Here is a 26,542-nt window from a genome sequence, read left to right on the forward strand (position 1 = left end):
GTCATTCCGGGGCGCGCATCAGCGCGAACCCGGAATCCATCTCTCGTCAGCGCACGCGGCCCAATGGATTCCGGGCTCGCGCTTCGCGCGCCCCGGAATGACGGCGGTGGGCTGGGAGGCGGCTGCTCCAGACTGTCCGTCATTGCGAGGCGCCCCCGCGCCGAAGCAATCCAGAGTCCCACCTGAGCCCTGGATTGCTTCGCTTCGCTTGCAATGACGGCGGAGAGAGCCGTAGGGTGGGCAAAGACGCGCAGCGTCGTGCCCACCATGTCGAGCACGTGGCGCAGAGTGGTGGGCACGCTGCGCTTTGCCGACCCTACGCGACCCGCCTCGCCGCCTTCCGCCGACCCAGCCACCACAGGCCGAGATTCCAGCCGACGCAGGTTGCGAGCGCGCCGCTCAATCCCACTGTAGCGCCCAGATGCAGGCTGCCGAGATGCAGCACGACGACGGCGAGCGAGAAGCCGATCAGGCCCCAGGCACCGTTGGCCAGCACGGCCGCGGTCGCGGGTCCGCCGATGCGCGGCTGCAGGATCAGCATCATCGAGGTGAAGACGATCGGAAACAGCGCCAGGATGCCGGAGACGCTCGGGCCGGCCCAGCCCGACACCGAGGTCACGGTCGCAACCAGCGTCGCGACCAGCGAGGCGCGTAAGGGAACGTCGTACCAGCGCCGTGTGATCAGCGGCATCTTTGCATGACGGTAGCGCGCGAGCTGCGGCAGGCAGATCGCAAAGGTCACGACGTTGGCAGCGATGCCCATCGACAGTGTCCACTCGACGCTCTTGATTAGGGCGGCGAGACCAAGCCACACCGCGACGGCGGTGGCGCTCGCCACCCCCACGCTGTGGCGCTGCGCCAGCACGGCATAGGCGAGACTGAGGAAGATCGTCGCGGCATTGATCGGCAGGCTGGTCAGCGCGCCCTGCGCGATGAAGGCGGCGTCGTGGTCGAGCGCGAGGAACACGTAGGTCGGCCCCGCCGAGATCGGCAGGGTCGCGACTAGCGCGCCAATGACGGGTCCCGTGCGCTCGGCGATCATCGACGCCGAGACCACGAATGACGCCGCGATCGCCATGCGCAGGGCCAGCAGCAGCAGCAGGAAGGAAGGATCGAGGGACATCAGCTCATGCCGCAGCGGCGGTGGGCTCCCTCTCCCGTTTGCGGGGGAGGGCCGGGGTGGGGGCGCGGCTCGGGTGGTGCACGTCGTGTGGAGAGAATTCCCCCACCCGCCTCGCATCTGCGATGCGACCTCCCCCGCGCGCGGGGGAGGCGCAGACCGAGCGCGCCTCGCCGGCTCGCGCTCACCAACGGCGGGACACAGAATGAACGAAGGGCTACGCCGCCACCCGCTTCAGACTGACCGACACCTTCGGGCCGTTCTTGATGGTCTGATAGACCACGCAATAGCGCTCGGTGAGCTTGAGCAGCAGGTCGAGCTTGTCCTGCGGGGCGTCGGTGTCGACCTCGAAGCGCAGGCGGATCTCCTGGAAGCCGACCGGGGCCTCCTTGTCGACGCCGAGCGTGCCGCGGAAATCGAGATCGCCTTCGGCCAGCACATGGCCGCTCTTGAGCGGCACCTCGACCGCGGTCGCGACCGATTTCAAGGTGACGCCGGCGCAGGCGACCAGCGCCTCCAGCAGCATGTCGCCGGAGCACAGCTCGAGCCCGGAGCCGCCGGTTCCCGGATGCAGACCAGCCACGGCAAGCGCGCGCCCGGTCTCGAGCTTGCAGGTCAGCCCCTCCTGCCCGACCTCACCCTTGGCCTTCAAGGTGATCACGGCGGCGGACGGGTCGGCCTTGTAGCGTTCCTTGATCGGCGCCTGCATGGCGCGCAGCTCGGCAGCATCCATTTGTCGTTCTCTCCCGGATTTATTTCAGACGAGATGTACCGGGACCGGCTGCCGCTGTCACCACCACAGGCCGCCGCCGGGCTCACCCCTGCCCTGCGCGTCCGGCATCGTCCGGTCGAGCGAGCGGTCCAGCGCGGTTAGCACGTGGCGCTTGAAGTGGTCGAACAAGGGCGCGTTGCGGTCCCGCGGCCGCGACAGATTGATGGTGATCTCCTCGAACAGCCGGCCGGGATGCGGCCGCATCACCAGCACGCGGTCGGCCAGCACGAGTCCAGAGATCGAGAAGATGATCCTGCAGGTCCTTGCGGGTGAGGGCGTCGAGCGCCGAGAACGGCTCGTCGCGGCAGAGCGCACGCGCGCCGCAGACCTCATTCACCGGCTCGGCCGCGCGTAAAGCGTCGCCCCCCAGTAGAACCACGGCCGCAACCGCAGCAAATCCGCGGCCCCGACAATCACCCGTCGCAGCTCCCTTGGAGCCTCGGAAATCTCTCTTTTATTACAATAGTTTATTCCGGAAGCGCGCGAGAATTGCTTTTCCTTTCGACGGCGCGGTTCAGAACGATCATCATCCCGTGACCACCGATGACAGCATGGATCGATTGTTGCATTGGAAGTTTCGTGACAGCACAGGCCTTGTTCGATATCCGGTTGCAGCCATGGACAGCGTCGCCCCCCATTCCCACCCTGATAGCATTTCCGATTTCGACAGCGCCGGTATCGCGGCTGCGGTCGACGCGCTGGCCGCGCAGCATTCGGGACGCGAGGACATGTTCCGCGCGGCCGTGGTGCAATTCCTCAAGGCCGAGCTGGTCAAGGCGCGCGCGGCGGCCCAGGCGCAACTGCTGAAGGACCGCCACGGCCGGCGCTGCGCCGAGCAGCTCTGCTTCGTGCAGGACGAGATCATTCGCATCCTCTACGCCGCGGCCACCCAGCACCTTTATCGCTCGCAGGTGCCGAGCGGCGCCGAGCGCATGGCGGTGGTCGCCACCGGCGGCTATGGCCGCGGCCTGATGGCGCCGGAATCCGACATCGATCTGCTGTTCATCCTGCCCTACAAGCAGACCGCATGGGGCGAGCAGGTGGCCGAAGCCATCCTGTATTCGCTGTGGGACATGGGGCTGAAGGTCGGCCACGCGACCCGGTCGGTCGACGAGTCGATCCGCCAGGCGCGCGGCGACATGACCATCCGCACCGCCATCCTGGAGACGCGTTATCTCGCGGGCGACCGGCCGCTCTATGACGAGCTGGTCGCGCGGTTCGACAGCGAGGTGGTGCAGGGCACCGCCGCCGAATTCGTCGCCGCCAAGCTCGCCGAGCGCGAGGAGCGGCATCGCCGCGGCGGCCAGTCGCGCTACCTGGTCGAGCCCAACGTCAAGGACGGCAAGGGCGGCCTGCGCGACCTGCACACGCTGTTCTGGATCGCCAAATACGTCTACCGCGTGCGCGAGACCGCCGAGCTGGTCGAGCGCGGCGTGTTCGACGCGCATGAATACCGCACCTTCCGGCGCTGCGCGGACTTCCTGTGGTCGGTGCGCTGCAACCTGCATTTCGTCAGCGGGCGTCCGGAAGAACGGCTGTCGTTCGACCTGCAGCGCGAGATCGCGGTGCGGCTGGGCTACACCAGCCATCCCGGCATGCAGGATGTCGAGCGCTTCATGAAGCACTACTTCCTGGTCGCCAAGGAGGTCGGCAATCTCACCGCGATCCTGTGCGCCAAGCTCGAGGACCAGCAGGCCAAGCCGGCGCCGGTGCTGAGCCGGATGATCTCGCGCCTGACCACCGGCTCGACCTGGCGGCGCGTGCCGGAGAGCGACGACTTCATCGTCGACAACAACCGCATCAACCTCGCCGCGCCCGACGTCTTCAAGCACGATCCGGTCAATCTGATCCGCATCTTCCGGCTGGCGCAGAAGAACAACCTCGCCTTCCATCCCGACGCGATGCGTGCGGTCACGCGCTCGTTGAACCTGATCAACACCGAGCTGCGCGACGATCCCGAGGCCAACCGGCTGTTCATGGAGATCCTGACCTCCAACGATGCCGAGGTCGTGCTGCGGCGGATGAACGAGACCGGCGTGCTCGGCCACTTCATTCGCGCCTTCGGCCGCATCGTCTCGATGATGCAGTTCAACATGTATCATCACTACACGGTCGACGAGCACCTGATCCGCTGCATCGGTTTCCTGCAGGAGATCGAGCGCGGCGGCATCGACGAGTTCACCCTGGCCTCCGACCTGATGCGCAAGATCCGGCCGGAGCACCGCGCCGTCATCTACATCACCGTGCTGCTGCACGACGTCGCCAAGGGCCGCCCCGAGGATCATTCCATCGCCGGCGCCAAGATCGCGCGCCGGCTGTGCCCGCGGCTCGGCTTCAACAATGCCGACACCGAGCTGGTCGCCTGGCTGATCGAGGAGCACCTGACGATGTCGACGGTGGCGCAGTCGCGCGACCTGTCGGACCGCAAGACGATCGAGAATTTCGCCGCGGTGGTGCAGTCCGTCGAGCAGATGAAGCTGCTGACCATCCTGACCACCGCCGACATCCGCGGCGTCGGCCCCGGCGTCTGGAACGGCTGGAAGGCGCAACTGCTGCGCACGCTCTATTACGAGACCGAACCGGTGCTGACCGGCGGCTTCTCCGAGGTCAACCGCGCCAAGCGCATTACCGCGGCGCAGGCCGAATTCCGCAACGCCTTCACCGACTGGCCCGACGACGAGCTCAACACCTATATCGGCCGGCATTATCCGGCCTACTGGCTCAAGGTCGAGCTGCCGCGCAAGATCCGCCATGCCCGCTTCGTGCGATCGAGCGAGGATGCGGGACACAAGCTCGCGATCAATGTCGGCTTCGATCCGGCCCGCGCCGTCACCGAACTGACGATTTTCGCGATGGACCACCCCTGGCTGCTATCGATCATCGCAGGCGCCTGCGCCTCGGCCGGCGCCAACATCGTCGACGCCCAGATCTACACCACGACCGACGGGCGCGCGCTCGATACCATCGCGATCTCCCGCGAGTATGAGCGCGACGAGGACGAGGGCCGGCGCGCGACCCGGATCGGCGAGACCATCGAGCAGGTGCTGGAAGGCAAGCTGCGGCTGCCCGACGCGGTGGCGCGGCGCACCACGCGCGGCAAGCAGCACAAGGCGTTCTCGGTCGAGCCGGAAGTGACCATCAACAATCAGTGGTCGGAGCTCTACACGGTGATCGAGGTCTCCGGCCTCGACCGCCCCGGCCTGCTCTACGAGTTGACGACGGCGATCTCGAAGCTGAACCTCAACATCGCCTCCGCCCATGTCGCCACCTTCGGCGAGCGCGCCCGCGACGTGTTCTACGTCACCGACCTCCTGGGCGCGCAGATCAACGCGCCGACCCGGCAGGCCGCGATCAAGAGCGCGCTGCTGCATCTGCTGGCGAACGACGACGCGGCCGCTCAACCGGCGGCATGAAGGACCATCGCGCGGCCCTGAGCCGCTCGGAGCCGATTTGAAGAAGGGGACCGGCACCAGCGCCGGCCCACGCAGGCTTGGGGGAGCCGAACCATGGCATTGATTGCAGACATCGTCGTCGGGCTGATCGGCCTGCTGCACGTCTACATTCTCGTGCTGGAGATGTTTCTCTGGACCAAGCCGGCCGGCTTGAGGGCGTTCAACAACACGCCGGAGCGCGCGGAGCAGACCAAGGTGCTCGGCGCCAATCAGGGCCTCTACAACGGCTTCCTCGCCGCCGGCCTGTTCTGGGGCCTGGCCCACCCGACGCCGGCCTTCGCGTTCCAGATCAAGATCTTCCTCCTGCTCTGCGTGCTGGTCGCCGGGCTTTACGGCGCGGCCACCGCGAGCCGCAAGATCCTGTTCATCCAGAGCGTGCCGGCCGCGATCGGCCTCGTGCTGGTCTGGCTCGCGGGCTGACCATCGAGTTTGCGGCCGTCCTTCGAGACGCCGGCCTCCGGCGGGCTCCTCAGGACGAGGGCGGAATTCGCGGCGCAATCTCCACCCTCATGGTGAGGAGCGCCGCCTTTGCGGCGCGTCTCGAACCATCAGGCCAATGCTCTCGCCTAAAGGCGACGAAATCAGCACACGCCCCCGCCCCGCGGAACCGCCCCACCCGCGCTCCCCTCGCCTTGCGTCCGCCAAGCCGTTCCTCCACACTGCCTTCCAGCGATGGCGCCCATTGGGCAGACCAGCCGCACAACAAATCAGGAGGAACGATAGACCCCATGCGACAGGGATATTTCCGTCTTGCAGGGGCGGCCGCTCTGGCCGTCACCCTCTCCGTCACGTCAGCCTCGGCCCAGAAGAAGTACGATCCCGGCGCTTCGGATACCGAGATCAAGATCGGCCAGACCGTGCCGTTCTCGGGTCCCGCCTCGGCCTATGCCTCGATCGGCAAGACCCAGGCCGCCTATTTCAACATGATCAACGAGCAGGGCGGCATCAACGGCCGCAAGATCAAGCTGATCCAGTATGACGACGCCTACTCGCCGCCGAAGGCCGTGGAGCAGGTGCGCAAGCTGGTCGAGGACGACGAGGTGCTGCTGACGTTCCAGATCATCGGCACGCCGTCCAACGCCGCGGTCCAGAAATACCTCAACGCCAAGAAGGTGCCGCAGCTGTTCGCGGCCACCGGCGCCACCAAGTTCACCGATCCGAAGAACTTCCCCTGGACCATGGGATACAATCCCAACTACTTCACCGAGGGCCGCATCTACGGCCAGTACATTTTGAAGGAGCACCCCAATGCCAAGGTCGGCGTGCTCTATCAGAACGACGATCTCGGCAAGGACTACCTCAACGGCATCAAGGCCGGCCTCGGCGACAAGGCGGCGACGATGATCGTGTCCGAGGCCTCCTACGAGGTCTCCGATCCCACCATCGACTCCCAGCTCCTCAAGCTCAAGGCGGCCGGCGCCGACCTCTTGTTCTCGGCCGCGACGCCGAAGCAGGCGGCGCAGGCGATCAAGAAGCTGCACGAGCTCGACTGGCATCCGGTGCACATCGTCGACATCAATGCGACGTCGGTCGGTGCGGTGCTTCAGCCGGCCGGTCTCGAGGCGTCCAAGGGCGTGATCTCGGTCAATTACGGCAAGGACCCGCTCGATCCGCAGTGGAAAGACGATCCGGGCATGAAGCGCTATTTCGAGTTCATGGCCAAGTATTATCCTGAAGGCGACAAGAACTCGAACTTCAACACCTATGGCTACGGCAACGCCGAGCTGCTGGTGACCATCCTGCGCATGTGCGGCGACAATCTCACCCGCGAGAACGTCATGAAGCAGGCGACGTCGCTGAAGGATGTCGTCGGCGACCTGTCGCTGCCGGGCATGAAGATCAACACCTCGCCGACCGACTACCGCGTCAACAAGCAGTTGCAGATGATGAAGTTCAACGGTGAGCGCTGGGAGCTGTTCGGCCCGATCCTGGAGGACAAGGGCGCGGCAGGTTAGCACTGCTCAACGTCGTTCTGGGCGGCGCGCAGCGACGAACCCGGAACCTCGAGATTCCGGGTTCGCGCTCCGCGCGCCCCGGAACGACGTGATCGACATCGAAGGTGCGGGGCTGCGCGAGGGCGCGGCCCCGTTTTGCGTCGCGGCACGGATTGCGCCGGTTGGTCGCTCCCTGAAACGTTGCCTTGTCGACTTGCTTCCTCCACACTCGCGTGCAGCGATGGCGACATAACAACCAGGAAGAACCATCGACAACATCACCGGAGGGAGGACTCGCATGAGAACGTCACTGTTCGGTCTCGGCGGCGCCAAGACATGTGCAATCGCACTTGCTGCGTCGCTTGTCATTGCTCTGCCCACGTCATCCGCCGACGCCCAGAAGAAATACGACACCGGCGCGACCGACACCGAGATCAAGATCGGCCAGACCGTGCCGTTCTCCGGCCCGGCCTCCGCCTATGCCGGCATCGGCAAGACGCAGGCCGCCTATCTAAAGATGATCAACGACAAGGGCGGCATCAACGGCCGCAAGCTCAACCTGATCCAGTATGACGATGCCTATTCTCCGCCTAAGGCGGTCGAGCAGGTGCGCAAGCTGGTCGAAGGCGACGAAGTGCTGTTCACCTTCCAGATCATCGGCACGCCCTCGAACGCCGCCGTGCAGAAATATCTCAACGGCAAAAAGGTGCCGCAGCTCCTGGCATCGACCGGCGCCTCGCGCTTCACCGATCCGCAGAATTTCCCGTGGACCATCGCCTACAATCCGAACTACCAGTCGGAGGGACGGATCTACGCCAAATACATTCTCGCCAACCACCCCAATGCCAAGATCGGCATCCTCTACCAGAACGACGATCTCGGCCGCGACTACATCGCCGGCCTCAGAAGCGGCCTCGGCGCCAAGGCCGATACGATGATCGTGTCGGAAGCATCCTATGAGCTGTCCGATCCGACGGTCGACTCGCAAATCGTCAAGCTGAAGTCGTCGGGCGCGGACCTGCTCTACGACGCCTCGACGCCGAAATTCGCGGCGCAGGCGATCAAGAAGCTCGCCGATCTCGGCTGGAAGCCGGTGCACATCCTCGACATCAATGCGAGCCCGGTGTCGGCGACCTTGAAGCCGGCCGGCCTCGACATCTCCAAGGACATCATCAGCACCAACTACGGCAAGGACCCGGCCGACCCGCAATGGAAGGACGATCCGGGCGTGAAGGCCTATTTCGAGTTCATGGACAAGTATTATCCGGAGGGCGACAAGCTCAACACCGTCAACACTTACGGCTATTCGACCGCGGAGCTGCTGGTGCAGATCCTGCGCCAGTGCGGTGACGACCTGACGCGCGAGAACGTGATGCGCCAGGCCGCCAGCATCAAGGGCTTCGTCCCCAGCCTCGCGCTGCCCGGCCTCTCGATCACGACGTCGCCGACCGACTTCCGCATCAACAAGCAGATGCAGATGATGAAGTTCAATGGCGAGCGCTGGGAGCTGTTCGGCCCGATCATCGAGGACACGGGCGCGGCGGGGTAAGGCCACGCGACTAAGCGCAAGAGGCAACAAATCGTGCCAAAACCTCAACTCCGCTCCCTCCCCCCTTGTGGGGGAGGGTTGGGGAGGGGGTAGCCACGAAGACGGTCGCCCGGAGCTACCCCCCTCCCTAGCCCTCCCCCCACAAGGGGGGAGGGAACGGACGATTTTCGTGGCAAAGCATAATGGCCCACGCGACGCTAACGAGCCTACGCTGCCCTCACCGGCCGCGGCCGCTCGGGTCATCACGGCGGCCTCTGGAATACTAGGTCACCCGCCTTCGGCGGATGACGACACTCGTCGCGACAGCAACCACCGTCGCCTCACAGGCGCATCAATCGCTGCTGACGCTACCCAGGTCCCGCTGCTTCACGACCCGGTCGATCAAGCCCCACTGCAGGCCTTCATCCGCGGTCATGAAATGATCGCGATCGAGCGTACGTTCGACATCCTCGTAGCTGCGTCCGCAATGCTCGGCATAGAGCCGGATCATGCGGCGCTTGGTCTGCTCCATCTCCCTGGCGTGGATCAGGATGTCGGACGCCTGGCCCTGGAAGCCGCCGAGCGGCTGATGCACGTGAAGGCTCGCATTAGGCAGCGCCGTCCGCTCGCCGGGCTCTCCCGCCATCAGCAGAAACGACCCCATCGAGCGCGCCGTTCCCATGCACAGCGTGTGCACCGGCGCCTTGACGAATTGCATCGTGTCGTACATCGCCAGCCCGCTGGTGATCACGCCGCCGGGCGAATTGATGTAGAGGTGGATCGGCCGCTTCGGGTTCTCCGCCTCGAGAAACAGCAGTTGCGCGCAGACCAGGGCGGAGACGGTGTCGTTGACCTCGCCGTTGAGGAAGACGATCCGCTCGCGCAGCAGCCGCGAATAGATGTCGAAGGATCGCTCTCCCCGGCTCGACTGCTCGATGACCATGGGGACGAGTTGCATCGTGTCGCGCATGCGCGAGCTCCCGTTCAGTGAGTTGCTGATGAGTTGAAGCGTCAGGCCGCGCGCATCAAACTGCGCGTGTTGCCGTTCGCCGCCGGCGGCGTTCGCCGCATCAGCGTCGCCGCGGCCAGCCCGTGGATGATCCTGAGCCGCGTGCCGCCATCGGCGTTGGGCATGACCTGGAACGTCACGATGCTTTCGAGGTAGGGCGGCTCGTCGTCGCGCATGCGGTAGCGCACTTCCTCGCCTGGCGTCGACGAGATCGGCGCGGCATCGGCGAGGTCGCCGGGCGGCAGCCAGGTGTCGCGCAGCGCCGGACTGCTGATGGCACGCCAGACTTTCTCCGGCGGCGCATCGAGCTCGTAGTCGAGCACCAGTTCATCGCCCTGCGCGTCAGCCTCGAGGTCGGTCATTGGTCCGTGTCCTTCAGCAGGGTTTTCAATGCATCGACCCGTGATGGCCAGTAGGCGCGGTACTTCGCCAGCCAGCGCGCGATGTGCGCCAGGCCATTCGGATCGACCTCGTAGTTGACGAAGCGGCCCTGCCGCTCTTCCCGCACCAGCCCTGCGTTCCGCAGCACCGCGAGGTGCTGCGACATCGCCGGCTGGCTGATCGTCAAACCTTCGCGAAGGGCGCTGGCGTTCATGCCGCCGGCCGCGAGCTTCTCGAAGATCGCGTAGCGCGTCGGATCGGCCAGCGCCTTGAAGATGTCACTCTCGATCATGACGACACATAAGCATAAACTTATGCGTTGTGCAAGCCCGCAGCCCAAGCATTGGCGAGCCTATCGAGCGATCCCACGCTCGCGGACTGCATTCCACTGTAGAAAACACTCTCGCAAAGTCCCCCGCTGCGCTCCCTCCCCCTTGTGGGGGAGGGTTGGGGAGGGGGGCCTCCGGGCGACCGTCCTCGTAGCTACCCCCCTCCCTAACCCTCCCCCACAAGGGGGGAGGGAACCTACCGCCGATGGGGCGTCGACTTCGACCAACACTGCTGAGAAAAAACTACGCCGGCACCTCGCCAAAGTTCTTCCCCACCGGCAGTACCGCATGCCGGATGAGCCGCGAGTCTTCCACCGCCGCCTGCCTGTGCTTCACCGCTTCGCGGTAGACGGGATCCCGGATCATCTCGACGAACGCCTGCGCGGACGGATATTCCGCGATGAAGCAGTGATCCCAGCGCTCCTCCTGCGGGCCGATCAGCATCAGCTCGAAGCGGCCCTGCCAGATGATGCGGCCGCCGAGGCGCTCGAACACCGGGCCGCTCTCGCGGCCATAGGCGGCATAGGCTTCCGCGCCGCTGACCTTGCGTCCGTCGGGATAGGCCGCCTCCTTGCGCAGTCGCACCAGGTTCAGCATGTGGATCGGACCCGGGCGGTCGTTCTCCCGGAACTGCGCGAACACCTCCTTGGTGGGATCGATATGGCCCATGAACTCCCTCGTCTGTTGTTGTTTACCTTGGCTTAACCATAACGCGGCGTTACGAGCGCGAAACTCCTAATCGCGCGTTAAGCTCTTCCTAACTGCCCCTTAAACTCCGGACATTACCGTGGTCGGACGGCGGGATCGCGGGCTCGGGTTGCGTATGGCGCGGGGACGGAAACAGGGCGGCGGACGCAAGGAGCCGCGATTCGGTCTTGCGGCCGCGATGGCCGATCTGCGCCTCGACCCCAAGGATCGCATTCCCTCCGACAACGCGCCCAAGAAGTCCGCTGCAAAGAAAAGGCCGGTCGAGCCGGACGACGAGGACGATGTGCCGGCGCGCGCGCCGAAAGCCACCCCACCGAAACCGAAGCCTGCCCGAGCCAAGTCACGCTGGGGGATGTCGGTCGGCCGCATGTTCTACTGGGCACTGGTTTGCGGCCTGTGGGGCGTGATCGCGCTGGTCGGCGTCGTGATCTGGGCCGGCGCGCATCTGCCGCCGATCCAGTCGCTGGAGATCCCGAAGCGGCCGCCGACGATCGAGATCGTGGGCTATGACGGCAGCATGCTGGCGCAGCGCGGCGAGATGGCGGGCGCCAATGTCGCGCTGAAGGATCTGCCGCCCTATCTGCCGAAGGCCTTCATCGCCATCGAGGACCGCCGCTTCTATCAGCATTTCGGCATCGATCCGATCGGCATCGCCCGCGCCGTGGTCGCCAACGTCCTGCATCGCGGCGTGTCGCAGGGCGGCTCGACCCTGACGCAGCAGCTCGCCAAGAACCTGTTCCTGACCCAGGAGCGTACGCTGGCGCGCAAGCTGCAGGAGGCCGAGCTGGCGCTGTGGCTGGAGCGCAAATATTCCAAGCGCGAGATCCTGGAGCTGTATCTCAACCGGGTCTATTTCGGCTCCGGCGCCTATGGCGTCGAGGCGGCGGCGCAGCGCTATTTCGGCAAGTCGGCGCGGCAGGTGACGATCGGCGAGGCCGCGATGCTCGCAGGTCTCGTCAAGTCTCCGTCGCGGCTGGCGCCGAACCGCAACCCGGAGGGCGCCGCCAAGCGCGCGCAGACCGTGCTCGCGGCGATGGCCGACGCCAAGTTCATCACCGACGCCCAGGCGCAGGCCCAGATCGCGCACCCTTCCGTCGCAGTGAAGCCGGCGGGCGCCGGTACCATCAACTACGTCGCCGACTGGATCGGCGAGGTGCTCGACGATCTCGTCGGCCAGGTCGAGGAATCGATCGTGGTGGAGACCACGATCGATCCGAAGCTGCAGAGCGTCGCCGAGGCGGCCATCATCGACGAGCTCGCGGCGAAGAGCGTCAAGTTCAACGTCAGCCAGGGCGCGCTGGTGGCGATGACGCCGGACGGCGCCGTGCGCGCCATGGTCGGCGGCCGCAACTATTCCGACAGCCAGTTCAACCGCGCCGTCACCGCCAAGCGCCAGCCCGGCTCGGCGTTCAAGCCGTTCGTCTATCTCACCGCAATCGAGCAGGGCCTGACGCCGGACACGGTCCGGCAGGACGCGCCGCTCGATCTGAAGGGCTGGAAGCCGGAGAACTACACCCGCGAATATTTCGGCCCGGTGACCTTGACCCAGGCGCTGGCGATGTCGCTCAACACGGTCGCGGTGCGCGTCGGCCTCGAGGTCGGGCCGAAGAACGTGGTGCGGACCGCGCACCGGCTCGGCATCGCCTCCAGGCTCGATCCCAACCCGTCGATCGCGCTCGGCACCTCCGAGGTGTCGATGATCGAGCTGGTCGGCGCCTATGCGCCGTTCTCGAATGGCGGCCTCGCCGTCTCGCCGCATGTGGTGACGCGGATCAGGACGCTCGACGGCAAGCTGCTCTACATGCGCCAGACCGAGCAGCCGGTGCAGGTGATCGAGCCGCGCAACGCGGCGATGATGAATCAGATGATGCAGGAGACGCTGATCTCCGGCACCGCGAAGAAGGCCGAGATCCCGGGCTGGACCGCTGCCGGCAAGACCGGCACCAGCCAGGATTTCCGCGACGCCTGGTTCATCGGCTACACCGCGCATCTCGTCACCGGCGTCTGGCTCGGCAATGACGACAACTCGCCGACCAAGAAGGCGACCGGCGGCGGCCTGCCGGTCGAGGTCTGGACGCGCTTCATGCGATCAGCGCATCAGGGCGTGCCGGTGGCGGCGCTGCCGAATGCACAGAGCCCCGGCGTGGTCCCGACACTGGCGCAGATCGCCTCACAGATCACGGCGCCGACGGCCCCTGCCCCCAATGCCGCCTACTCCGCGCGCTCGGCGCCGCCGCCAAGCCGCAACAATGTGCGGCCGGAGCCCGCCGCCGGCCTCGATGGCTGGCTGGTCGACCGGCTGTTCGGTGGTCGGCGCTGAGCTGAGCTCATCGCGTGACGACTTGCGCCACGCCCACCGTCATTCCGGGGCAAGGCCGCAGGCCTTGAACGCGGAATCTCGATGTGGCCTGGCTGGCGTTCGTTCAACAAGCTCGGCTTCCGGGTTCAATCGTCAACGCGCATGCGCGCGTTCACGATTGCCCCGGAATGACGATGGCTCGGCTGAGGATGGATGGAGCCCGGCTGGCTCAGCCGGCCGCCTTGGCGATCGGAAGCGGAGCCGGGTCAACCGCCCCAGAACCAGCCGTCTGCGCCAAAACGCGTCCGATCTGCCGCAGCATCAGGCTCGCGCGGTGGGCGCTGTAGTCCAGCAGCCAGCGGCTGAAGGCACTGGCGGCCATCGGCCGCGCGAACAGGAAGCCCTGCATCGCATCGCAGCCGAGCTCGGCCAGCAGCTTGCGCTGCGGCTCGGTCTCGACCCCTTCGGCGACCACGGCCACGTCGAGGCTCTGGCCGACGCGCACGACCGCGGTCACGATCGCCCGCGTGCCGCTGTCGTTCTCGAAATCACGCATGAAGCTGCGATCGATCTTCAGCTCGTCGATCGGCAGCTGGGCCAGCCGGCTCAGGCTGGAATAGCCGGTGCCGAAATCGTCCAGCGACAGGCCGACGCCCATGTTGCGCAGCTCGTTCATGGTCGCGATCACCGTGGCGCGCTCGTTGAGGATCACCCCTTCGGTGATCTCCAGCATCAGCATCTTCGCCGGCAGGTCGTTGGCGGCCAGGATCTGCGCCACCATCGCCGCCAGGTTGACGTTCTGGAAGTTGATCGGCGACAGGTTCACCGAGATGCAGGGGATATCGAGACCCGCACGCCGCCACGATGCCATCTGCTGACAGGCCAGCTTGATCGACCACACACCGATCTGCTCGATCAGACCACATTCCTCGGCAAGCGGAATGAACTTGGCAGGCGAGACCTCGCCGAGCACCGGATCGTGCCAGCGCGCCAGCGCTTCGACGCCGTGGATCGCGCCGTCGCGGGTGCGGATCTGCGGCTGATAGTGCAGGGTCAGGGCCTCGCTGGCGATCGCCTCGCGCAGCGCGGTCGAATGCATCAGCCGCTCTTCGGCGAGCTTGTCGATGTCGGCGCTGAAGAAGCGGTAGGTCGCCCGTCCCCCGCGCTTGGCCTTGTACATCGCCGCATCGGCCTGCTTGATCAGGGTCTCGATGTCCTTGGCGTTGTCAGGATAGAGGCTGAGCCCCATGCTCGCCGACATCGGCACCTGCCGCTTGCCGATCGTCAGCGGCATGGCGAGCGCCGCGGTGATCCGCGCCGCCGCCAGCGAGGCCTCGAGCGGATCGCGGTTCTGCAGCACGATCACGAACTCGTCGCCGCCGAGCCGGCCCAGCATGTCGCCGGCGCGGATCTGCGCCCGCAGGCGGTTGGCGAAGCCGACCAGGAACTCGTCGCCGGCGGCATGGCCCAGCGTGTCGTTGACGTCCTTGAAATTGTCGGCGTCGAGGAAGGCGACGGCGACGTGTCCGCCTTCCGGACAGGCCTTGATGGCCTCGGCGATCAGCGACGGGATGCGGGCACGGTTGGGCAGGCCCGTCAGCATGTCGTGATAGGCGACCTGCGAGATCGTCGAGCGGACCTCCTGGCGCTCGATGGCGAGCGCACCGAGCTGGACGCAGGCGGCGACGATCTGCTCGTGCCAGGGGCTGGGGCCGCGGCATTCACGGAAGTAGAAGGCAAAGGTGCCGATGACGCGGCCGTCCTTGCCCTTGATGGGCGACGACCAGCAGGCTCGCAGGCCGGCGGCGAGCGGGCCGGCCTTGTAGGGCTGCCAGCGCGGATCATTGTCGATGTCGCGCGACAGCACCGGCTCGCAGAGATAGGCGGCGGTGCCGCAGGAGCCGACGTCCGGCCCGATCGGGATCCCGTCGAGGCTGGCGGAAAAATCGGCCGGCAGGCTCGGGCCGCCGAGCGGATGCACGTGCCCATCGGAATCGACGTGCAGGATCGAGCAGACGACGTCAGGGGCGAGCTCTTCGACCCGGCGGCACAGTTGATCGGCGATGGTCGTGATCGAAACGTCGGACGCCAGCGACGCCATGATCAGCTGCTGCAGCGAGCGCAGCTGCTTGGTCTCCCGGATGTCCGTGAGCAGCCCGAACAGATATCTGACCTTGCCCCGCCTGGTCCGGTGCGCCTTGACATAGGCGGTCGTCCAGATCTCGCGGCCGTCCTTGTCGTAGACCAGCACGTCCTCCTCGATGCCGCGGTCGTCCTCGAGGCATTGCCTCAGCCGGTTGACGATGGCGGGATCGGTGCAGGGGCCGGTCAGCAGTTCCTCGGCGCGGCGTCCGATCGCCTGTTCAGGCGTGTAGCCGAACAGGCTGGCAAAGGCGGCGTTGGTGTACAGGACGTTGAGATGGCGATCGGTGACGATGACGGCCCGGTTGGTCCGATCGGCGACCGATGTCAGCAGCGCATTGCGCTCGCGCATGTCGACTTCGGTGGTCACGTCACGAATGAACAGCAACGAACGGACCGGCTCATCCTCCCGGCCCGGCGGGAGCGCGCACAACGACAGGCGGAGGCGGGTCCGCCCGCCGTCGGCATGACGCATCGTCATTTCGCGGGCGTCGGACTGATCCGGCTCCTGCTGCGTGTCGGTCGCCTCGGCGCACGGAGTCGCCGCGATCAGATCCGCGGGGAGACCCAGGCTTTCGAGGTCGGCGCCGACCAGAGCGGCCGGCTCACGCCGCAGCAGCACCGACGCCGCCTGATTGGCGTGCTGGACGTGGCCCTGCGCGTCGAGAAAGAGAATCGCCTCGGAGGCACCGTCGAGCGCGGCAGAGAGCAATTGTGTGGATGCGGCCGGTTGAAACTCGCTTGCAAACATCGTTCGATTCGAGGCGCGCTGCACGTTTCGAGAGAAACGATCGGCGCTTTGGTTGCAGCGAACGGCCCGGCAGCTCGCTGGGACGTCACCTTGGGTTGATTGCGGTAAATCTGGCGAGCGCAGCGTTACAGCCACGTTAAGGCGCCGCCGATTTGGGCAATATCCTGCGACTGCAGGCGAGAAGGCTTAAGAATTCGATAGTCCGCAGGCGGGTTCTGAGTTCATCGATGCAGATTGGAACCCGACGAAGAAATGGCCCGGACCAGAAGGCCGGGCCATTGGGACTCACATCGTCGAGAGGTCTGTCGTCGAGACCTCAGTCGTCGATGCCATAGCGATGCAGATCGTTGCCGCAGGTGTCGAGCCACTTCTTGGCGCGCTCGACCGAGGCGCAGATTCTGCCGCACACCTTCCAGAACCGCGGCGAGTGGTTCATCTCGATCAGATGCGCGACCTCGTGCGCGGCGAGATAGTCGAGCACGAAGGGCGGCGCCAGGATGAGACGCCACGAGAACGACAGCGAGCCGGCCGAGGTGCACGAGCCCCAGCGGCTCGACTGGTCGCGGATCGACAGCCGCTTGACCTTGACGCCGAGCTGCTCGGCATAGCCGTCGGCGGCCTTCTGAAGGTCACGGCGCGCCTCGCGCTTGAGGAAGTCAAGCACGCGGCGTTCGGTGTGCTCGATCCCGCCGGCCACGCACAGGATCTTCTCGCCGCTGTCGCGCGTCTCGGTCCACACCGTGCCGCGCTCGCCGGCGCGATGCACGATCTTGTGCGGCACGCCGCGCAGCGGCACCAACGTGCCCGGCAGGAATGGCGCCGCCTTCGGCAGACGGCCGAGACGCGCCGCGATCCACGCGCCGTGACGCTGCGCGAAGTCTTTCGCTTCGATGATGGTGCCGCGCGGAGGCATCGTCAGGATCGCTTCGCGATCCGACGGATGAATTCTCAGGGTATAACGTCGCGCACGACGGTGACGCCGCAATCTAATCGAGTAGATTTGCGAGCCGTGCTTGACGAGAAGACGCGAGGGTTCGGCGGGCCGCCGATAAAGTAGCGCGCGAGTGGCCATTTCTGTCAGTCCGGGGGGTAAGAACTCGCCCGGATTTTGCCATATCCACCGCCAGGGAAAGCGCTCGGCGCAAAAACAAATCATTTGCCCAACATACAGGGGTTCCGAAGGTTCCGCACCCCAGCAGTTGGGCCTCTCAGGCTCCCGAAGATATGAATTCAGGTTCAAAAGCATCGCTCAAGGAGCGACGCCACATTCACTGCTTGAGTCACTCCTGAATTCCGGTTTCTACCGTCCCTTCAAAGAGTTACCGCGCAGCCGGATTCGGATGCGCGGTGAATGTGATTGTCGCTCATTCAGCCGCAATGGCGAGCAGCGACTTGGGATCGGCCGCCGACAACATGAAATCGTTGATGCGCGGCACGATCTCCGACTTGAATCGCGAGCCGTTGAACACGCCGTAATGACCGACACCTGGTTGCACGTAGTGAACCCGGCGATGATCCGGGATCGACGAGCAGAGTCCATGCGTCGCTTCGGTCTGACCGAGACCGGAGATGTCGTCCTTCTCGCCTTCGACGGTCATCAACGCCACACGCGTGACCTTCGACGGGTCGACCAGCGTGCCGCGGTGGGTCATCTCGCCCTTCGGCAGCGCGTGTCGGATGAACACCGTCTCAACCGTCTGCAAATAATATTCCGCAGCCAGGTCCATGACGGCGAGATACTCGTCGTAGAAGTCGCGGTGCTTGTCGACCTGGTCGCCGTCACCCTTCACGAGGTTGGCGAACAGCGCCTTGTGGGCGTCGACATGGCGGTCGAGGTTCATGCTGATGAAGCCGTTTAGCTGCAGGAAGCCCGGATAGACGTCGCGCATCACGCCGGGATGCGGGAACGGCACCTTGGTGATGACGTGGTTGCGGAACCAGTCGATGCCGCGCTCCTGGGCGAGATTGTTCACGCCGGTCGGATTGCGCCTGGTGTCGATCGGGCCGCCCATCAGGGTCATCGAGATCGGTGCGAACGGATCGCGCTCGGCCTCCATGACCGACACCGCGGCCAGCACCGGCACCGCCGGCTGGCACACCGCCATGACGTGCATGTTGGTGCCGAGGAAGCGCAGCATCTCGATGACGTAGTCGATGTAGTCGTCGAGGTCGAAACGGCCCTCGGCCAGCGGAACCATCCGCGCGTCGGACCAGTCGGTGATGTAGACCTCGTGGGTCGGCAGGAACGCCTCGACGGTACCGCGCAACAGCGTCGCGTAATGGCCGGACATCGGCGCCACGATCAAGAGCCGGGGCTGGGGCGCGCGCAGAGGGCGGGTCAGCTTGCGGTCGAAATAGAGCAGCCGGCAGAACGGCTTTTCCCAGATCGCGCGGACCTCGACCGGGGTCCGGATGCCGTTGACCTCGGTCTCGTCGAGACCCCATTCGGGCTTGCCGTAGCGGCGCGTGGTGCGCTCGAACAGCTCGCAGGCCGCTGCGACCGACTTGCCCATCTCGGTATGCGCCCAGGGATTGAGCGGGTTCTGAAACAGGATCTTGGTGGCATCGGTGACAGCGCGCGCCGGATTGAGCGATGCATGCGCCATTTCGTACATCCAGTACATCGGTGTCGTCAGGACCGGACTGCCTTCCGACGCCAGGGGCGGTGCACCGCCAAACTCACCTATCGGCATTCTCGTTCAACCTCTCTGCAACGCAGCATACTGCCGAATGCGTAATTAAGCGTCAATGCGGTGTTGTACGTGTCAACGCCGCAAAGCGACGAAATGAGCCCGGAAATCCACGGGAAAAGCGCAATTATTCCCCTGCCGCCAGCAGCGAGCCGGCGCGCCGCGCGCTGCGCAAAAGAGCAATGAATGCCGCAAACGACGCCAGCAGCAGGGCGGCATTGAGCCCGAGCGCGGTCAGCATCAGGTCGGACCGGAAGACGTGATCGGCCAGCAGCGCGCGCATGCCTTCGAACACGTAGGTCGGCGGCAGCGACCAGGCGACGAGCTGCAGCCAATGCGGCAGCACCTGGACGGGATAGTACACGCAGGCCAGCGGCATCAGCGCGAACATCAGCGTCCAGACGATGCTCTCGGCGCCGAGCCCGTTGCGCAGCACCAGACCCGACACGAAGATTCCGACCGCCCAGGAGGTGAAGATCAGGTTGCAGAAGAACGCGATCAGCGGCAGCCCGAGGCTGTAGAAGTTGAAGTCGAAGAACCAGACCGCGATCAGGGTCATCGGGATGATGCCGATGGCCAGCCGGATCAGGCTCATCGTCATCAGCGCCAGCAGGAATTCGATCGGCGTCAGCGGGCTCATCATCAGGTTGCCGATGTTGCGCGCCCACATCTCCTCCAGGAAGGAGATCGAGAAGCCGAGCTGGCCGCGGAACAGGATGTCCCACAGGATGACCGCGCCGATCAGCGTGCCGCCGGCTTTGGCGAAGAAGCCGGCATTGGCGGTGATGTAAGTCTGCAGGAACCCCCAGGTGATGATCTGCAGGGTCGGCCAGTACATCAGCTCCAGCAGCCGCGGCCAGGACGACAGCAGCAGGTACCAGTAGCGCAGGATCATCGCGCCGATCCGGTGCGGCGAGATGTGGAGGGAAAGATCGTTCATTGCGCCGCCTCCCGGTCGCGGCCGCGGGCGACGTCGAGAAACACCTCCTCGAGCGTCGAGCGGTTGTAGCGCGCCATGATCTGCGCCGGGCTGTCGTCGTCCTCGATGCGACCGCGCTTCATGATGATGACGCGGTCGCACAGACGCTCGACCTCCAGCATGTTGTGGGAGGCGAGCAGGATGGTGGCGCCGCGGCGCGCGCGATAGCGCTCGAGATGGCCGCGCACCCAGTCGGCGGTGTCGGGATCGAGCGAGGCGGTCGGCTCGTCCAGGAGCAGCAGCTCGGGATCGTTGATCAGCGCCTTCGCCAGCGCGACGCGCGTCTTCTGCCCGGCCGAGAGCTTGCCATTGGCGCGATCGATGAAGTCGGTGAGGTCGAGCTGCGACGCGAGTTCGGCGATCCGCTCCTTGAGGTGGTCCACCGCATAGAGCCGGCCGAAGATGGTGAGGTTCTGCCGCACCGTGAGACGCATCGGCATGTCGACATAGGGGCTCTCGAAGTTCATCCGCCCCAGCACGGCCGCCGCCTCGTCCGGCATGCTGTGGCCGAGCACGGCGACCTCGCCCGAGGTCGGCTGCACCAGCCCCATGATCATCGCAATCGTCGTGGTCTTGCCGGCGCCGTTGCCGCCGAGCAGCCCGGTGATGCTGCCCCGGCGGATCGCAAAGGAGATGCCGTCGACGGCCGTCGTCGTCTTGTAGACCTTGGTCAGCCGCGACACGGCAATCGCGGGCGAAACCGAGCCGGAATCGGATGAGAGGGTCGGCACTGCGTCATCTTGCGTCATGGGAGGGGTTCATTGAGGCATTGTGCCGCAAACCGCAACAGGCCACCAACGGCCGCCCAGATTTGTCGCCGCGCCTGCGCGGCATTAGGTTCCCGTCATGACCGACGACGCCCTGATCATCGACACGCCCGACACCGACTATCGCCATCCGCGCCAGCGCGTCCGGCTCGACACCATCCTGCGACTGCGCTGGCTGGCGGCGCTCGGTCAGTTGAGCGCGATCTTCATCGTGGTGCAGGGGCTGGAGTTCGACCTGCCGGTGGTGCCCTGTCTGGCGGTGATCAGCATCTCGGCGCTGCTCAATCTCGGCCTGCAGATCGCCTTCAACCCGATGCAGTTGCTGGAGCCGGCCCACGCCGGTGGCCTGCTCGCGCTCAACATCATCGAGCTGACGGTGCTGCTCTATCTCACGGGAGGGCTGGAGAATCCGTTTTCCTACATGTTCCTCGCGCCGGTGCTGATCTCGGCGACCGCGCTGCCGGTCCGCCTGACGATCATGCTCGGCCTGCTCGCCGTCGCCTGCGCCACCGCCTTGTTCTTCATGCACCTGCCGCTGCCGTGGGAAGGCGAGGAGCCGCTGATCTTCCCGCCGATCTATCTGTTCGGCGTCTGGCTCTCGATCGCGCTCGCGATCGGCGTCACCAGCCTCTATGCGTTCCAGGTGACCGAAGAGGCACGGAAGCTGTCGGACGCGCTGGCGGCCACCGAGCTGGTGCTGGCGCGCGAGCAGCACCTCACCCAGCTCGACGGTCTCGCGGCGGCCGCCGCGCACGAGCTCGGCACCCCGCTCGCGACCATCGTGCTGATCTCGCGCGAGTTGGAGCGCGCCCTGCAGGACAACAGCCAGGTCACGTCCGACATCAAGACCCTGCGCGAGCAGGCGCAGCGCTGCCGCGACATTCTCGGCAAGATCACCCAGCTGTCGTCGATCGGGTCGATGTACGACCGGATGAAGCTGTCGACCTTGATCGAGGAGACGGTCGCACCGCATCGCGACTTTGGCGTCGACATCAAGGTGCGCGTCGCGGTGGCCGCGGCCAAGGAGCCGGTCGGCTCACGGAATCCTGCGATCCTCTATGGCGTCGGCAACATCCTGGAGAATGCCGTCGATTTCGCGCGCAACGCCGTCGAGGTGAACGCCTGGTGGAACAACGAGACGGTCGAGATCGTGGTGTCCGACGACGGCCCCGGCTTCGCGCCTGACATCCTGAAGCGGATCGGCGAGCCCTATCTGTCGCGGCGGCCCAGCGCCGAGGACGGCCCGGGAGGTAACCAGGGCGGCGGACTCGGGCTCGGCGTGTTCATCGCCCGCACCCTGCTGGAGCGGACCGGGGCCAAGGTCTCGTTCAGCAATCGCACCTTCCCCGACCATGGCGCCGTGGTCCAGATCGTCTGGCCGCGGCGGCGCTTCGAGGCCAGCGAGGATGACGATGGCGAGGCGGAGCCGGAATGAAACCTGCGGGGCAGCCGCCGCTGGCGCGGTCCTGGCATACGGCACACCGGCCCCGCGCGGCGTCACGCCGCAGACTGCGGCAACCCGCGATCTTGGCAGCGGCGACTCGGCAGACCATATGAAGATGGACCAGATCGTCTCGCAACCATCGAGCCATCTTCTCAAGGATATATGACCGTGGGCGCCATCGCCGAACTGACGAACCACCCGGACCGCTCTCTCCTCATCGTGGAGGACGACAAGCCGTTCCTGGAGCGCCTGTCGCGCGCCATGGAGACTCGCGGCTTCACCGTCACCTCCTGCGAAAGCGTCGCCGAAGGTATTTCACAGATCGGCAAGGCGGCGCCGGCCTTTGCCGTGGTCGACCTCCGGCTCGGCGACGGCAACGGCCTCGACGTGGTGTCGGCGCTGAAGCGCAAGCGCCCCGAGGCGCGCGCCATCGTGCTGACCGGCTACGGCAACATCGCGACCGCGGTGACGGCCGTGAAGATGGGCGCGGTCGACTATCTCGCCAAGCCGGCCGATGCCGACGACGTGGTCGCCGCGCTGCTGTCGACCACCAGCGAAAAGTCCGAGCTGCCGCAGAATCCGATGTCGGCCGACCGCGTGCGCTGGGAGCACATCCAGCGCATCTACGAGATGTGCAATCGCAACGTCTCGGAAACGGCGCGCCGCCTCAACATGCACCGCCGCACCCTGCAGCGCATCCTCGCCAAGCGCGCGCCGAAGTAAGGCCGAAGTAAGCGAGCGTTTGCTCGCTCCGGCGTCAGTGCGACTTCACGAACGCCTGCAGCGCATGGAACACGGTGCGCCGCGGGTTGCGGCTGCACCAGTTGCGCATCCAGCTGTCCACCTCGGTCAGGTCGAGCTTGATCTGCCGGCCCTCGTCGCCGCGGTCCGCATTGATGGCTGAGACGTAGCCCATCATCCATTGCTGATATTTTGATATGGCGTTGACGTAGGGCTCGTCGCCATTGCTGATCGCCTTGTAGGTGCCGGGTGGCTGCTCCTCGGCGGCGGCGATGAATCGCTCGCAGGAATCGGCGCCCGCGCCCAGGACGTAAAACGCCTTTTCCTCCGCGCGGACTCCAGTCGCGAAGAGCAGTGCCAACGCCAAGACCACCCGTCGCATTTGTCGTCCCTGTCCGCACCCCTGGGCTGGATACTGCTCGAACCTTAAAATTGTTCCGGCATGTTGCGCCCTATGCGGGGCAATTGTCGGGCGAAGTCGGGGAAATCAGCCCGAAAACGAGATGGAGACGGCCCGCAGCAACAATGGGACCCGGCTCTTGTCCCGCCGCATCCGCAGCGACAGTCTTCACCGGTACATGGATGCTGGATGCGTGCCACGTTACACGTCGCGGCGATCAATCGCCGGCATGGCCCTGCGGGTCGATCAGCCGGTTGATCCGCCGCGCCGCCGCGAGCCCGAAGCGCACCGTCATCAGCTTGCGCGTCGGCGCCGGCAATTTGTGCTCGGGCGCCTCGCAATGCAGGTGGGCGCCGTAGGCATCGGCCACGATCAGGCCGGTGTCCCGCGGAAAGATCTCGCACGGCAGGTCCTGCGTGAAGGCGAAGAACAGCCGGTCGCAATGGGCACGGTAGTCCTCCCATTTGTGATCGGCGCGGAGGTCCTCGACCGACGACTTGATCTCGACGATCCAGATCTCGCCGCGCTCGTTCAGCGCCACCAGGTCGGCGCGACGGCCCGACGGCAGCGGCAGCTCGCTGATGGTGGCAAAGCCGAGCGAGCGCAGCAGGCGCGAGGTGCCGCGTGCGATCGCCAGCGCCGTCTCCGACTGGCGGCGGTCGACGGGAACGAGGCTGATCCTGGCGGCGGACGATTCCATCGGTGCAGCATAGCCGATTCCAGGCGTCTCCCAAGCCCGGTTGACGCCCCGATGCGGGCCGCTGCAGCGCGGAGCTCTGCACCCGACAGCCGCCTTTTCACTTGGCGCACTGCGAAAAATCGGCATGCTGGCGGCATGAGCGAACAGGACCAGACCAGGGCGAAGGCCGGCGCGATGATCGTGCCCGTGACGCCGTTCGAGCAGAACTGCACCATCCTGTGGTGCGAGGCGACGAAGAAGGCGATCGTGATCGATCCCGGCGGCGACGTGCCGAACATCCAGGCGGCGATCGCGCAGGCCAAAGTCACCGTCGAGAAGATCTGGCTGACGCATGGCCATATCGATCACGTCGGCGGCGCGGCCGATCTGCGCGACCAGCTGAAGGTGCCGATCGAGGGACCGCATGTCGCCGACAAATTCCTGCTCGACAACGTCGTCGCCAGCGGTGCGCGCTTCGGCATCACGGGCGTGCGCGACGTGACGCCCGACCGCTGGCTCGAGGAAGGCGATACGGTCGAGATCGGCGAGCTCGTCTTCGACATCCTGCACTGCCCCGGCCATTCGCCGGGCAGCATCGTGTTCTTCAACAAGGACATGCGCTTCGCCCATGTCGGCGACGTCCTGTTCAACGGCTCGGTCGGCCGCACCGACCTGCCCGGCGGCAGCCACGACACGCTGATCCGCTCGATCAAGGACAAGCTGCTGCCGCTCGGCGACGACGTCGGCTTCATCTGCGGCCACGGCGCCGGCTCGAGCTTCGGCCAGGAGCGGATGACGAACCCGTTCCTGACGGGGATGGCCTGAGACGAACTACTTCAGGCCGGCCGCCTGCAGCGCGCGCTCGATCACCGCGGCCACGTCGATCACACGGCGCCGCTTCTGCGGCGGCGCCTGCGTCGGGACGGCGGTCGCGGGCTTGAGAACCGGCGGCGCGTCGGCCGGCGTCATGTCGACCGCCTTCGCGCCTGACGGCCTTGGAGCTGAAGGCTTGATTTCGACCGGCGTAACGGCCGGCTTCGCGGCCACCGCTTGCGCGACCACCGGCGCCGATGGCCTGGATCCCGGCAACTCGGTTTTCGGCTTCGCGGCCTTGCCGGAAGCAGACCGCGTCCCCTTCGCCCGCGCCGGCGGACGCGCCGGTGTCGGCTTGACCGGCGCCGCCTTGACCGGTGTCTCCGGCACGGGCTTGGCCTCGGTCGGCTCAACCGCGGCCGGCGCATCCGGCCGCCGCAGCATCTTCGTCAGGGCCGGCAGCGCCGAGATCGGCGACACCTCGGGAATGAGCTTCGTGCTCGGGGAGGTCGCGGCGGGCTTCGGCTGGCGGATCCAGTCCGTCACGCCAAAGAACTTCGCGATCAGATACGACGAGGAGATGCCGGCTTCGAGCAGGAACGGCCCGGCCTTGCCATAGCGCTTGTCGTTGGCCGCGACGCCGATTGGCGTGCCATGCGCCATGTTGGAGATGGTGAAGGATTCGACGATCGTCTCGCCATCGGCATTCCACCACTGCTCATGCGGATAGCCGTTGACCTCACCTGCGGCCATCGGCGCCAGCGGCAGGTGATGCAGGTCGAGCCATTGCTTGACGATCTCGCCGGCATTGTCCGGATGCACCGTATAGTCGGCGGTGCCGTGCCACACCGACAGCTTCGGCCATTTGCCGCGATGGCTGGAGGCGCGGCGCACGAGATCGCCGAGCTCGCCGGCCGGACGCGCCGGCGGCATCCGCATCTGCAGGATGGCGTCGCGCATGTTGCGCGCGGTGCCGAATGGCAACCCGGCGATCACGGCGCCGGCCGCGAACACCTCCGGATGCGCCGCCAGCATCGCCATGGTCATGGCGCCGCCCGCCGACAGGCCGGTGACGAAGATGCGGTTCACATCGATGGCGTAGTCGGCCACCATGCGGGCGATCATCTCGCGGATCGAGGCGACCTCGCCCTGGCCGCGCGTGATGTCCTCGGACTGAAACCAGTTGAAGCAGCGCTGCGGATTGTTGATGCGCTGCTGCTCCGGCATCAGCAGCGCGAAGCCAAAATGCTTTGCGAGCGTCGACCAGCCAGCGCCGAGATCGTAGTCGGCCGCGCCCTGCCCGCAGCCATGCAGCACGACGACGAGCGGCAGCAGCGGCTGGCGCTGCGCCGGCACATGGGCGAACATCTTCAGACGGCCGGGATTGCTGCCGAAGCTTTCGACCTCGACCAGCGGACATTCGGGAGCGGGACGGGACTGGCGGTGGAAATCTGCGAATCCGGTGATGCCATTCAACTCGCGCAGCCGTCGCAAATACTCAACATTTTCAGCGAGGGACAACGGCAGCTCCTTGGCAGTCACGGATCAAACCCACCATCACCCAGATGGTTGCTGCAGCGCAAAAGAAAAAGCCCGCGAGATTG

Annotated in this window: 22 protein-coding genes and 1 pseudogene; 8 read left to right on the forward strand and 15 right to left on the reverse strand. The window is 65.9% G+C overall.

The features are described 5' to 3' along the window. Positions 1 to 316: 316 nt before the first annotated feature. The 3 genes and pseudogenes from ACQR2C_RS31185 to ACQR2C_RS31195 form a co-directional block, all read right to left on the reverse strand. Positions 317 to 1,123: a hypothetical protein gene (locus ACQR2C_RS31185; RefSeq protein WP_434882841.1), complete on the reverse strand. Its 807-nt coding sequence runs from the start codon at positions 1,121 to 1,123 to the stop codon at positions 317 to 319. Between the two features lie 214 nt (positions 1,124 to 1,337). Beyond that, on the reverse strand, positions 1,338 to 1,853 hold the full coding sequence (locus ACQR2C_RS31190; protein WP_315803820.1) for an OsmC family protein: 516 nt from the start codon (positions 1,851 to 1,853) through the stop codon (positions 1,338 to 1,340). A gap of 57 nt (positions 1,854 to 1,910) precedes the next feature. Next, positions 1,911 to 2,265 (reverse strand): annotated as a pseudogene (locus tag ACQR2C_RS31195) (ABC transporter ATP-binding protein); the annotation flags it as partial. 244 nt (positions 2,266 to 2,509) lie between these two features. Here ACQR2C_RS31195 and ACQR2C_RS31200 point away from each other — a divergent pair. From ACQR2C_RS31200 to ACQR2C_RS31215, 4 genes are all read left to right on the forward strand, one after another. Then, entirely contained in the window at positions 2,510 to 5,305 is a 2,796-nt protein-coding gene (locus tag ACQR2C_RS31200; protein ID WP_315803821.1) for a [protein-PII] uridylyltransferase, read from the forward strand. 93 nt (positions 5,306 to 5,398) lie between these two features. Next, on the forward strand, positions 5,399 to 5,764 hold the full coding sequence (locus ACQR2C_RS31205; RefSeq protein ID WP_315803822.1) for a DUF1304 domain-containing protein: 366 nt from the start codon (positions 5,399 to 5,401) through the stop codon (positions 5,762 to 5,764). 308 nt (positions 5,765 to 6,072) lie between these two features. Beyond that, positions 6,073 to 7,299, forward strand: a complete 1,227-nt coding sequence (locus ACQR2C_RS31210) for an ABC transporter substrate-binding protein (protein WP_315803823.1) — start codon at positions 6,073 to 6,075, stop codon at positions 7,297 to 7,299. Positions 7,300 to 7,576: 277 nt separating this feature from the next. After that, positions 7,577 to 8,827, forward strand: coding sequence for an ABC transporter substrate-binding protein (locus ACQR2C_RS31215; RefSeq protein ID WP_434882842.1), 1,251 nt, complete (start codon positions 7,577 to 7,579; stop codon positions 8,825 to 8,827). Between the two features lie 331 nt (positions 8,828 to 9,158). Here ACQR2C_RS31215 and ACQR2C_RS31220 read toward each other — a convergent pair whose 3' ends face one another. From ACQR2C_RS31220 to ACQR2C_RS31235, 4 genes are all read right to left on the reverse strand, one after another. Further along, positions 9,159 to 9,776 carry an ATP-dependent Clp protease proteolytic subunit gene (locus ACQR2C_RS31220; protein WP_316179172.1) on the reverse strand — a complete coding sequence of 206 codons (618 nt, stop codon included), beginning with the start codon at positions 9,774 to 9,776 and terminating at the stop codon, positions 9,159 to 9,161. 41 nt (positions 9,777 to 9,817) lie between these two features. Continuing rightward, complete coding sequence (locus ACQR2C_RS31225) at positions 9,818 to 10,177, reverse strand: SRPBCC family protein (RefSeq protein ID WP_316179170.1); 360 nt, start codon at positions 10,175 to 10,177, stop codon at positions 9,818 to 9,820. After that, positions 10,174 to 10,488 (reverse strand): ArsR/SmtB family transcription factor, encoded by a 315-nt coding sequence (locus ACQR2C_RS31230; protein ID WP_434874605.1) that lies wholly within the window; start codon positions 10,486 to 10,488, stop codon positions 10,174 to 10,176. Before ACQR2C_RS31230 ends, ACQR2C_RS31225 begins: the two co-directional genes overlap by 4 nt. 280 nt (positions 10,489 to 10,768) lie before the next feature. Then, positions 10,769 to 11,194 carry a DUF1330 domain-containing protein gene (locus ACQR2C_RS31235; protein ID WP_434874606.1) on the reverse strand — a complete coding sequence of 142 codons (426 nt, stop codon included), beginning with the start codon at positions 11,192 to 11,194 and terminating at the stop codon, positions 10,769 to 10,771. A gap of 154 nt (positions 11,195 to 11,348) precedes the next feature. Between ACQR2C_RS31235 and ACQR2C_RS31240 the strand changes: the two genes are divergently transcribed. Next, on the forward strand, positions 11,349 to 13,553 hold the full coding sequence (locus tag ACQR2C_RS31240; protein ID WP_316179421.1) for a transglycosylase domain-containing protein: 2,205 nt from the start codon (positions 11,349 to 11,351) through the stop codon (positions 13,551 to 13,553). Positions 13,554 to 13,761: 208 nt separating this feature from the next. Here the strand turns inward: ACQR2C_RS31240 and ACQR2C_RS31245 are convergent, their stop codons facing one another. The 5 genes from ACQR2C_RS31245 to ACQR2C_RS31265 form a co-directional block, all read right to left on the reverse strand. Beyond that, entirely contained in the window at positions 13,762 to 16,425 is a 2,664-nt protein-coding gene (locus ACQR2C_RS31245; RefSeq protein WP_434882843.1) for an EAL domain-containing protein, read from the reverse strand. 316 nt (positions 16,426 to 16,741) lie between these two features. Next, entirely contained in the window at positions 16,742 to 17,581 is an 840-nt protein-coding gene (locus ACQR2C_RS31250; protein WP_315803829.1) for a M48 family metallopeptidase, read from the reverse strand. A 208-nt stretch (positions 17,582 to 17,789) separates the two neighbouring features. Further along, positions 17,790 to 19,118 carry a polyhydroxyalkanoate depolymerase gene (locus ACQR2C_RS31255; protein WP_315803830.1) on the reverse strand — a complete coding sequence of 443 codons (1,329 nt, stop codon included), beginning with the start codon at positions 19,116 to 19,118 and terminating at the stop codon, positions 17,790 to 17,792. A 124-nt stretch (positions 19,119 to 19,242) separates the two neighbouring features. Beyond that, a complete protein-coding gene (locus tag ACQR2C_RS31260; RefSeq protein ID WP_316238011.1) occupies positions 19,243 to 20,055 on the reverse strand; it encodes an ABC transporter permease in 813 nt (270 codons plus the stop codon). Next, complete coding sequence (locus tag ACQR2C_RS31265; RefSeq protein ID WP_434839915.1) at positions 20,052 to 20,843, reverse strand: ABC transporter ATP-binding protein; 792 nt, start codon at positions 20,841 to 20,843, stop codon at positions 20,052 to 20,054. Before ACQR2C_RS31265 ends, ACQR2C_RS31260 begins: the two co-directional genes overlap by 4 nt. A 97-nt stretch (positions 20,844 to 20,940) precedes the next feature. On the opposite strand from ACQR2C_RS31265, the gene ACQR2C_RS31270 reads away from it, so the two are divergent. Together ACQR2C_RS31270 and ACQR2C_RS31275 are read left to right on the forward strand one after the other, a co-directional pair. Further along, positions 20,941 to 22,296 carry an ActS/PrrB/RegB family redox-sensitive histidine kinase gene (locus ACQR2C_RS31270; protein ID WP_316215308.1) on the forward strand — a complete coding sequence of 452 codons (1,356 nt, stop codon included), beginning with the start codon at positions 20,941 to 20,943 and terminating at the stop codon, positions 22,294 to 22,296. Between the two features lie 177 nt (positions 22,297 to 22,473). Continuing rightward, on the forward strand, positions 22,474 to 23,028 hold the full coding sequence (locus ACQR2C_RS31275) for an ActR/PrrA/RegA family redox response regulator transcription factor (protein WP_315715137.1): 555 nt from the start codon (positions 22,474 to 22,476) through the stop codon (positions 23,026 to 23,028). A gap of 34 nt (positions 23,029 to 23,062) precedes the next feature. On the opposite strand, the gene ACQR2C_RS31280 is transcribed toward ACQR2C_RS31275, so the two are convergent. Then, a complete protein-coding gene (locus ACQR2C_RS31280; protein WP_316179158.1) occupies positions 23,063 to 23,428 on the reverse strand; it encodes a hypothetical protein in 366 nt (121 codons plus the stop codon). 235 nt (positions 23,429 to 23,663) lie between these two features. Then, positions 23,664 to 24,146: an MmcB family DNA repair protein gene (locus ACQR2C_RS31285; protein ID WP_434882844.1), complete on the reverse strand. Its 483-nt coding sequence runs from the start codon at positions 24,144 to 24,146 to the stop codon at positions 23,664 to 23,666. Positions 24,147 to 24,281: 135 nt separating this feature from the next. Here ACQR2C_RS31285 and ACQR2C_RS31290 point away from each other — a divergent pair, with 135 nt between their 5' ends. Further along, positions 24,282 to 24,950 (forward strand): MBL fold metallo-hydrolase, encoded by a 669-nt coding sequence (locus ACQR2C_RS31290; RefSeq protein ID WP_434882845.1) that lies wholly within the window; start codon positions 24,282 to 24,284, stop codon positions 24,948 to 24,950. 6 nt (positions 24,951 to 24,956) lie between these two features. On the opposite strand, the gene ACQR2C_RS31295 is transcribed toward ACQR2C_RS31290, so the two are convergent. Further along, entirely contained in the window at positions 24,957 to 26,459 is a 1,503-nt protein-coding gene (locus ACQR2C_RS31295) for an extracellular catalytic domain type 1 short-chain-length polyhydroxyalkanoate depolymerase (RefSeq protein ID WP_434882846.1), read from the reverse strand. Between the last annotated feature and the right edge of the window lie 83 nt (positions 26,460 to 26,542).

The sequence above is a fragment of the Bradyrhizobium sp. HKCCYLRH3061 genome, from assembly GCF_051168015.1.
Taxonomy (GTDB): Bacteria; Pseudomonadota; Alphaproteobacteria; order Rhizobiales; family Xanthobacteraceae; genus Bradyrhizobium.

Excerpts from the sequence above, each read along its gene's own strand:
- ACQR2C_RS31185 (WP_434882841.1), bottom strand. The coding sequence starts at position 1,123 with ATGTCCCTCGATCCTTCCTTCCTGCTGCTGCTGCTGGCCCTGCGCATG.
- ACQR2C_RS31190 (WP_315803820.1), bottom strand. The coding sequence starts at position 1,853 with ATGGATGCTGCCGAGCTGCGCGCCATGCAGGCGCCGATCAAGGAACGC.
- ACQR2C_RS31200 (WP_315803821.1), top strand. The coding sequence starts at position 2,510 with ATGGACAGCGTCGCCCCCCATTCCCACCCTGATAGCATTTCCGATTTC.
- ACQR2C_RS31205 (WP_315803822.1), top strand. The coding sequence starts at position 5,399 with ATGGCATTGATTGCAGACATCGTCGTCGGGCTGATCGGCCTGCTGCAC.
- ACQR2C_RS31210 (WP_315803823.1), top strand. The coding sequence starts at position 6,073 with ATGCGACAGGGATATTTCCGTCTTGCAGGGGCGGCCGCTCTGGCCGTC.
- ACQR2C_RS31215 (WP_434882842.1), top strand. The coding sequence starts at position 7,577 with ATGAGAACGTCACTGTTCGGTCTCGGCGGCGCCAAGACATGTGCAATC.
- ACQR2C_RS31220 (WP_316179172.1), bottom strand. The coding sequence starts at position 9,776 with ATGCGCGACACGATGCAACTCGTCCCCATGGTCATCGAGCAGTCGAGC.
- ACQR2C_RS31225 (WP_316179170.1), bottom strand. The coding sequence starts at position 10,177 with ATGACCGACCTCGAGGCTGACGCGCAGGGCGATGAACTGGTGCTCGAC.
- ACQR2C_RS31230 (WP_434874605.1), bottom strand. The coding sequence starts at position 10,488 with ATGATCGAGAGTGACATCTTCAAGGCGCTGGCCGATCCGACGCGCTAC.
- ACQR2C_RS31235 (WP_434874606.1), bottom strand. The coding sequence starts at position 11,194 with ATGGGCCATATCGATCCCACCAAGGAGGTGTTCGCGCAGTTCCGGGAG.
- ACQR2C_RS31240 (WP_316179421.1), top strand. The coding sequence starts at position 11,349 with ATGGCGCGGGGACGGAAACAGGGCGGCGGACGCAAGGAGCCGCGATTC.
- ACQR2C_RS31245 (WP_434882843.1), bottom strand. The coding sequence starts at position 16,425 with ATGTTTGCAAGCGAGTTTCAACCGGCCGCATCCACACAATTGCTCTCT.
- ACQR2C_RS31250 (WP_315803829.1), bottom strand. The coding sequence starts at position 17,581 with ATGATTTGTTTTTGCGCCGAGCGCTTTCCCTGGCGGTGGATATGGCAA.
- ACQR2C_RS31255 (WP_315803830.1), bottom strand. The coding sequence starts at position 19,118 with ATGCCGATAGGTGAGTTTGGCGGTGCACCGCCCCTGGCGTCGGAAGGC.
- ACQR2C_RS31260 (WP_316238011.1), bottom strand. The coding sequence starts at position 20,055 with ATGAACGATCTTTCCCTCCACATCTCGCCGCACCGGATCGGCGCGATG.
- ACQR2C_RS31265 (WP_434839915.1), bottom strand. The coding sequence starts at position 20,843 with ATGACGCAAGATGACGCAGTGCCGACCCTCTCATCCGATTCCGGCTCG.
- ACQR2C_RS31270 (WP_316215308.1), top strand. The coding sequence starts at position 20,941 with ATGACCGACGACGCCCTGATCATCGACACGCCCGACACCGACTATCGC.
- ACQR2C_RS31280 (WP_316179158.1), bottom strand. The coding sequence starts at position 23,428 with ATGCGACGGGTGGTCTTGGCGTTGGCACTGCTCTTCGCGACTGGAGTC.
- ACQR2C_RS31285 (WP_434882844.1), bottom strand. The coding sequence starts at position 24,146 with ATGGAATCGTCCGCCGCCAGGATCAGCCTCGTTCCCGTCGACCGCCGC.
- ACQR2C_RS31290 (WP_434882845.1), top strand. The coding sequence starts at position 24,282 with ATGAGCGAACAGGACCAGACCAGGGCGAAGGCCGGCGCGATGATCGTG.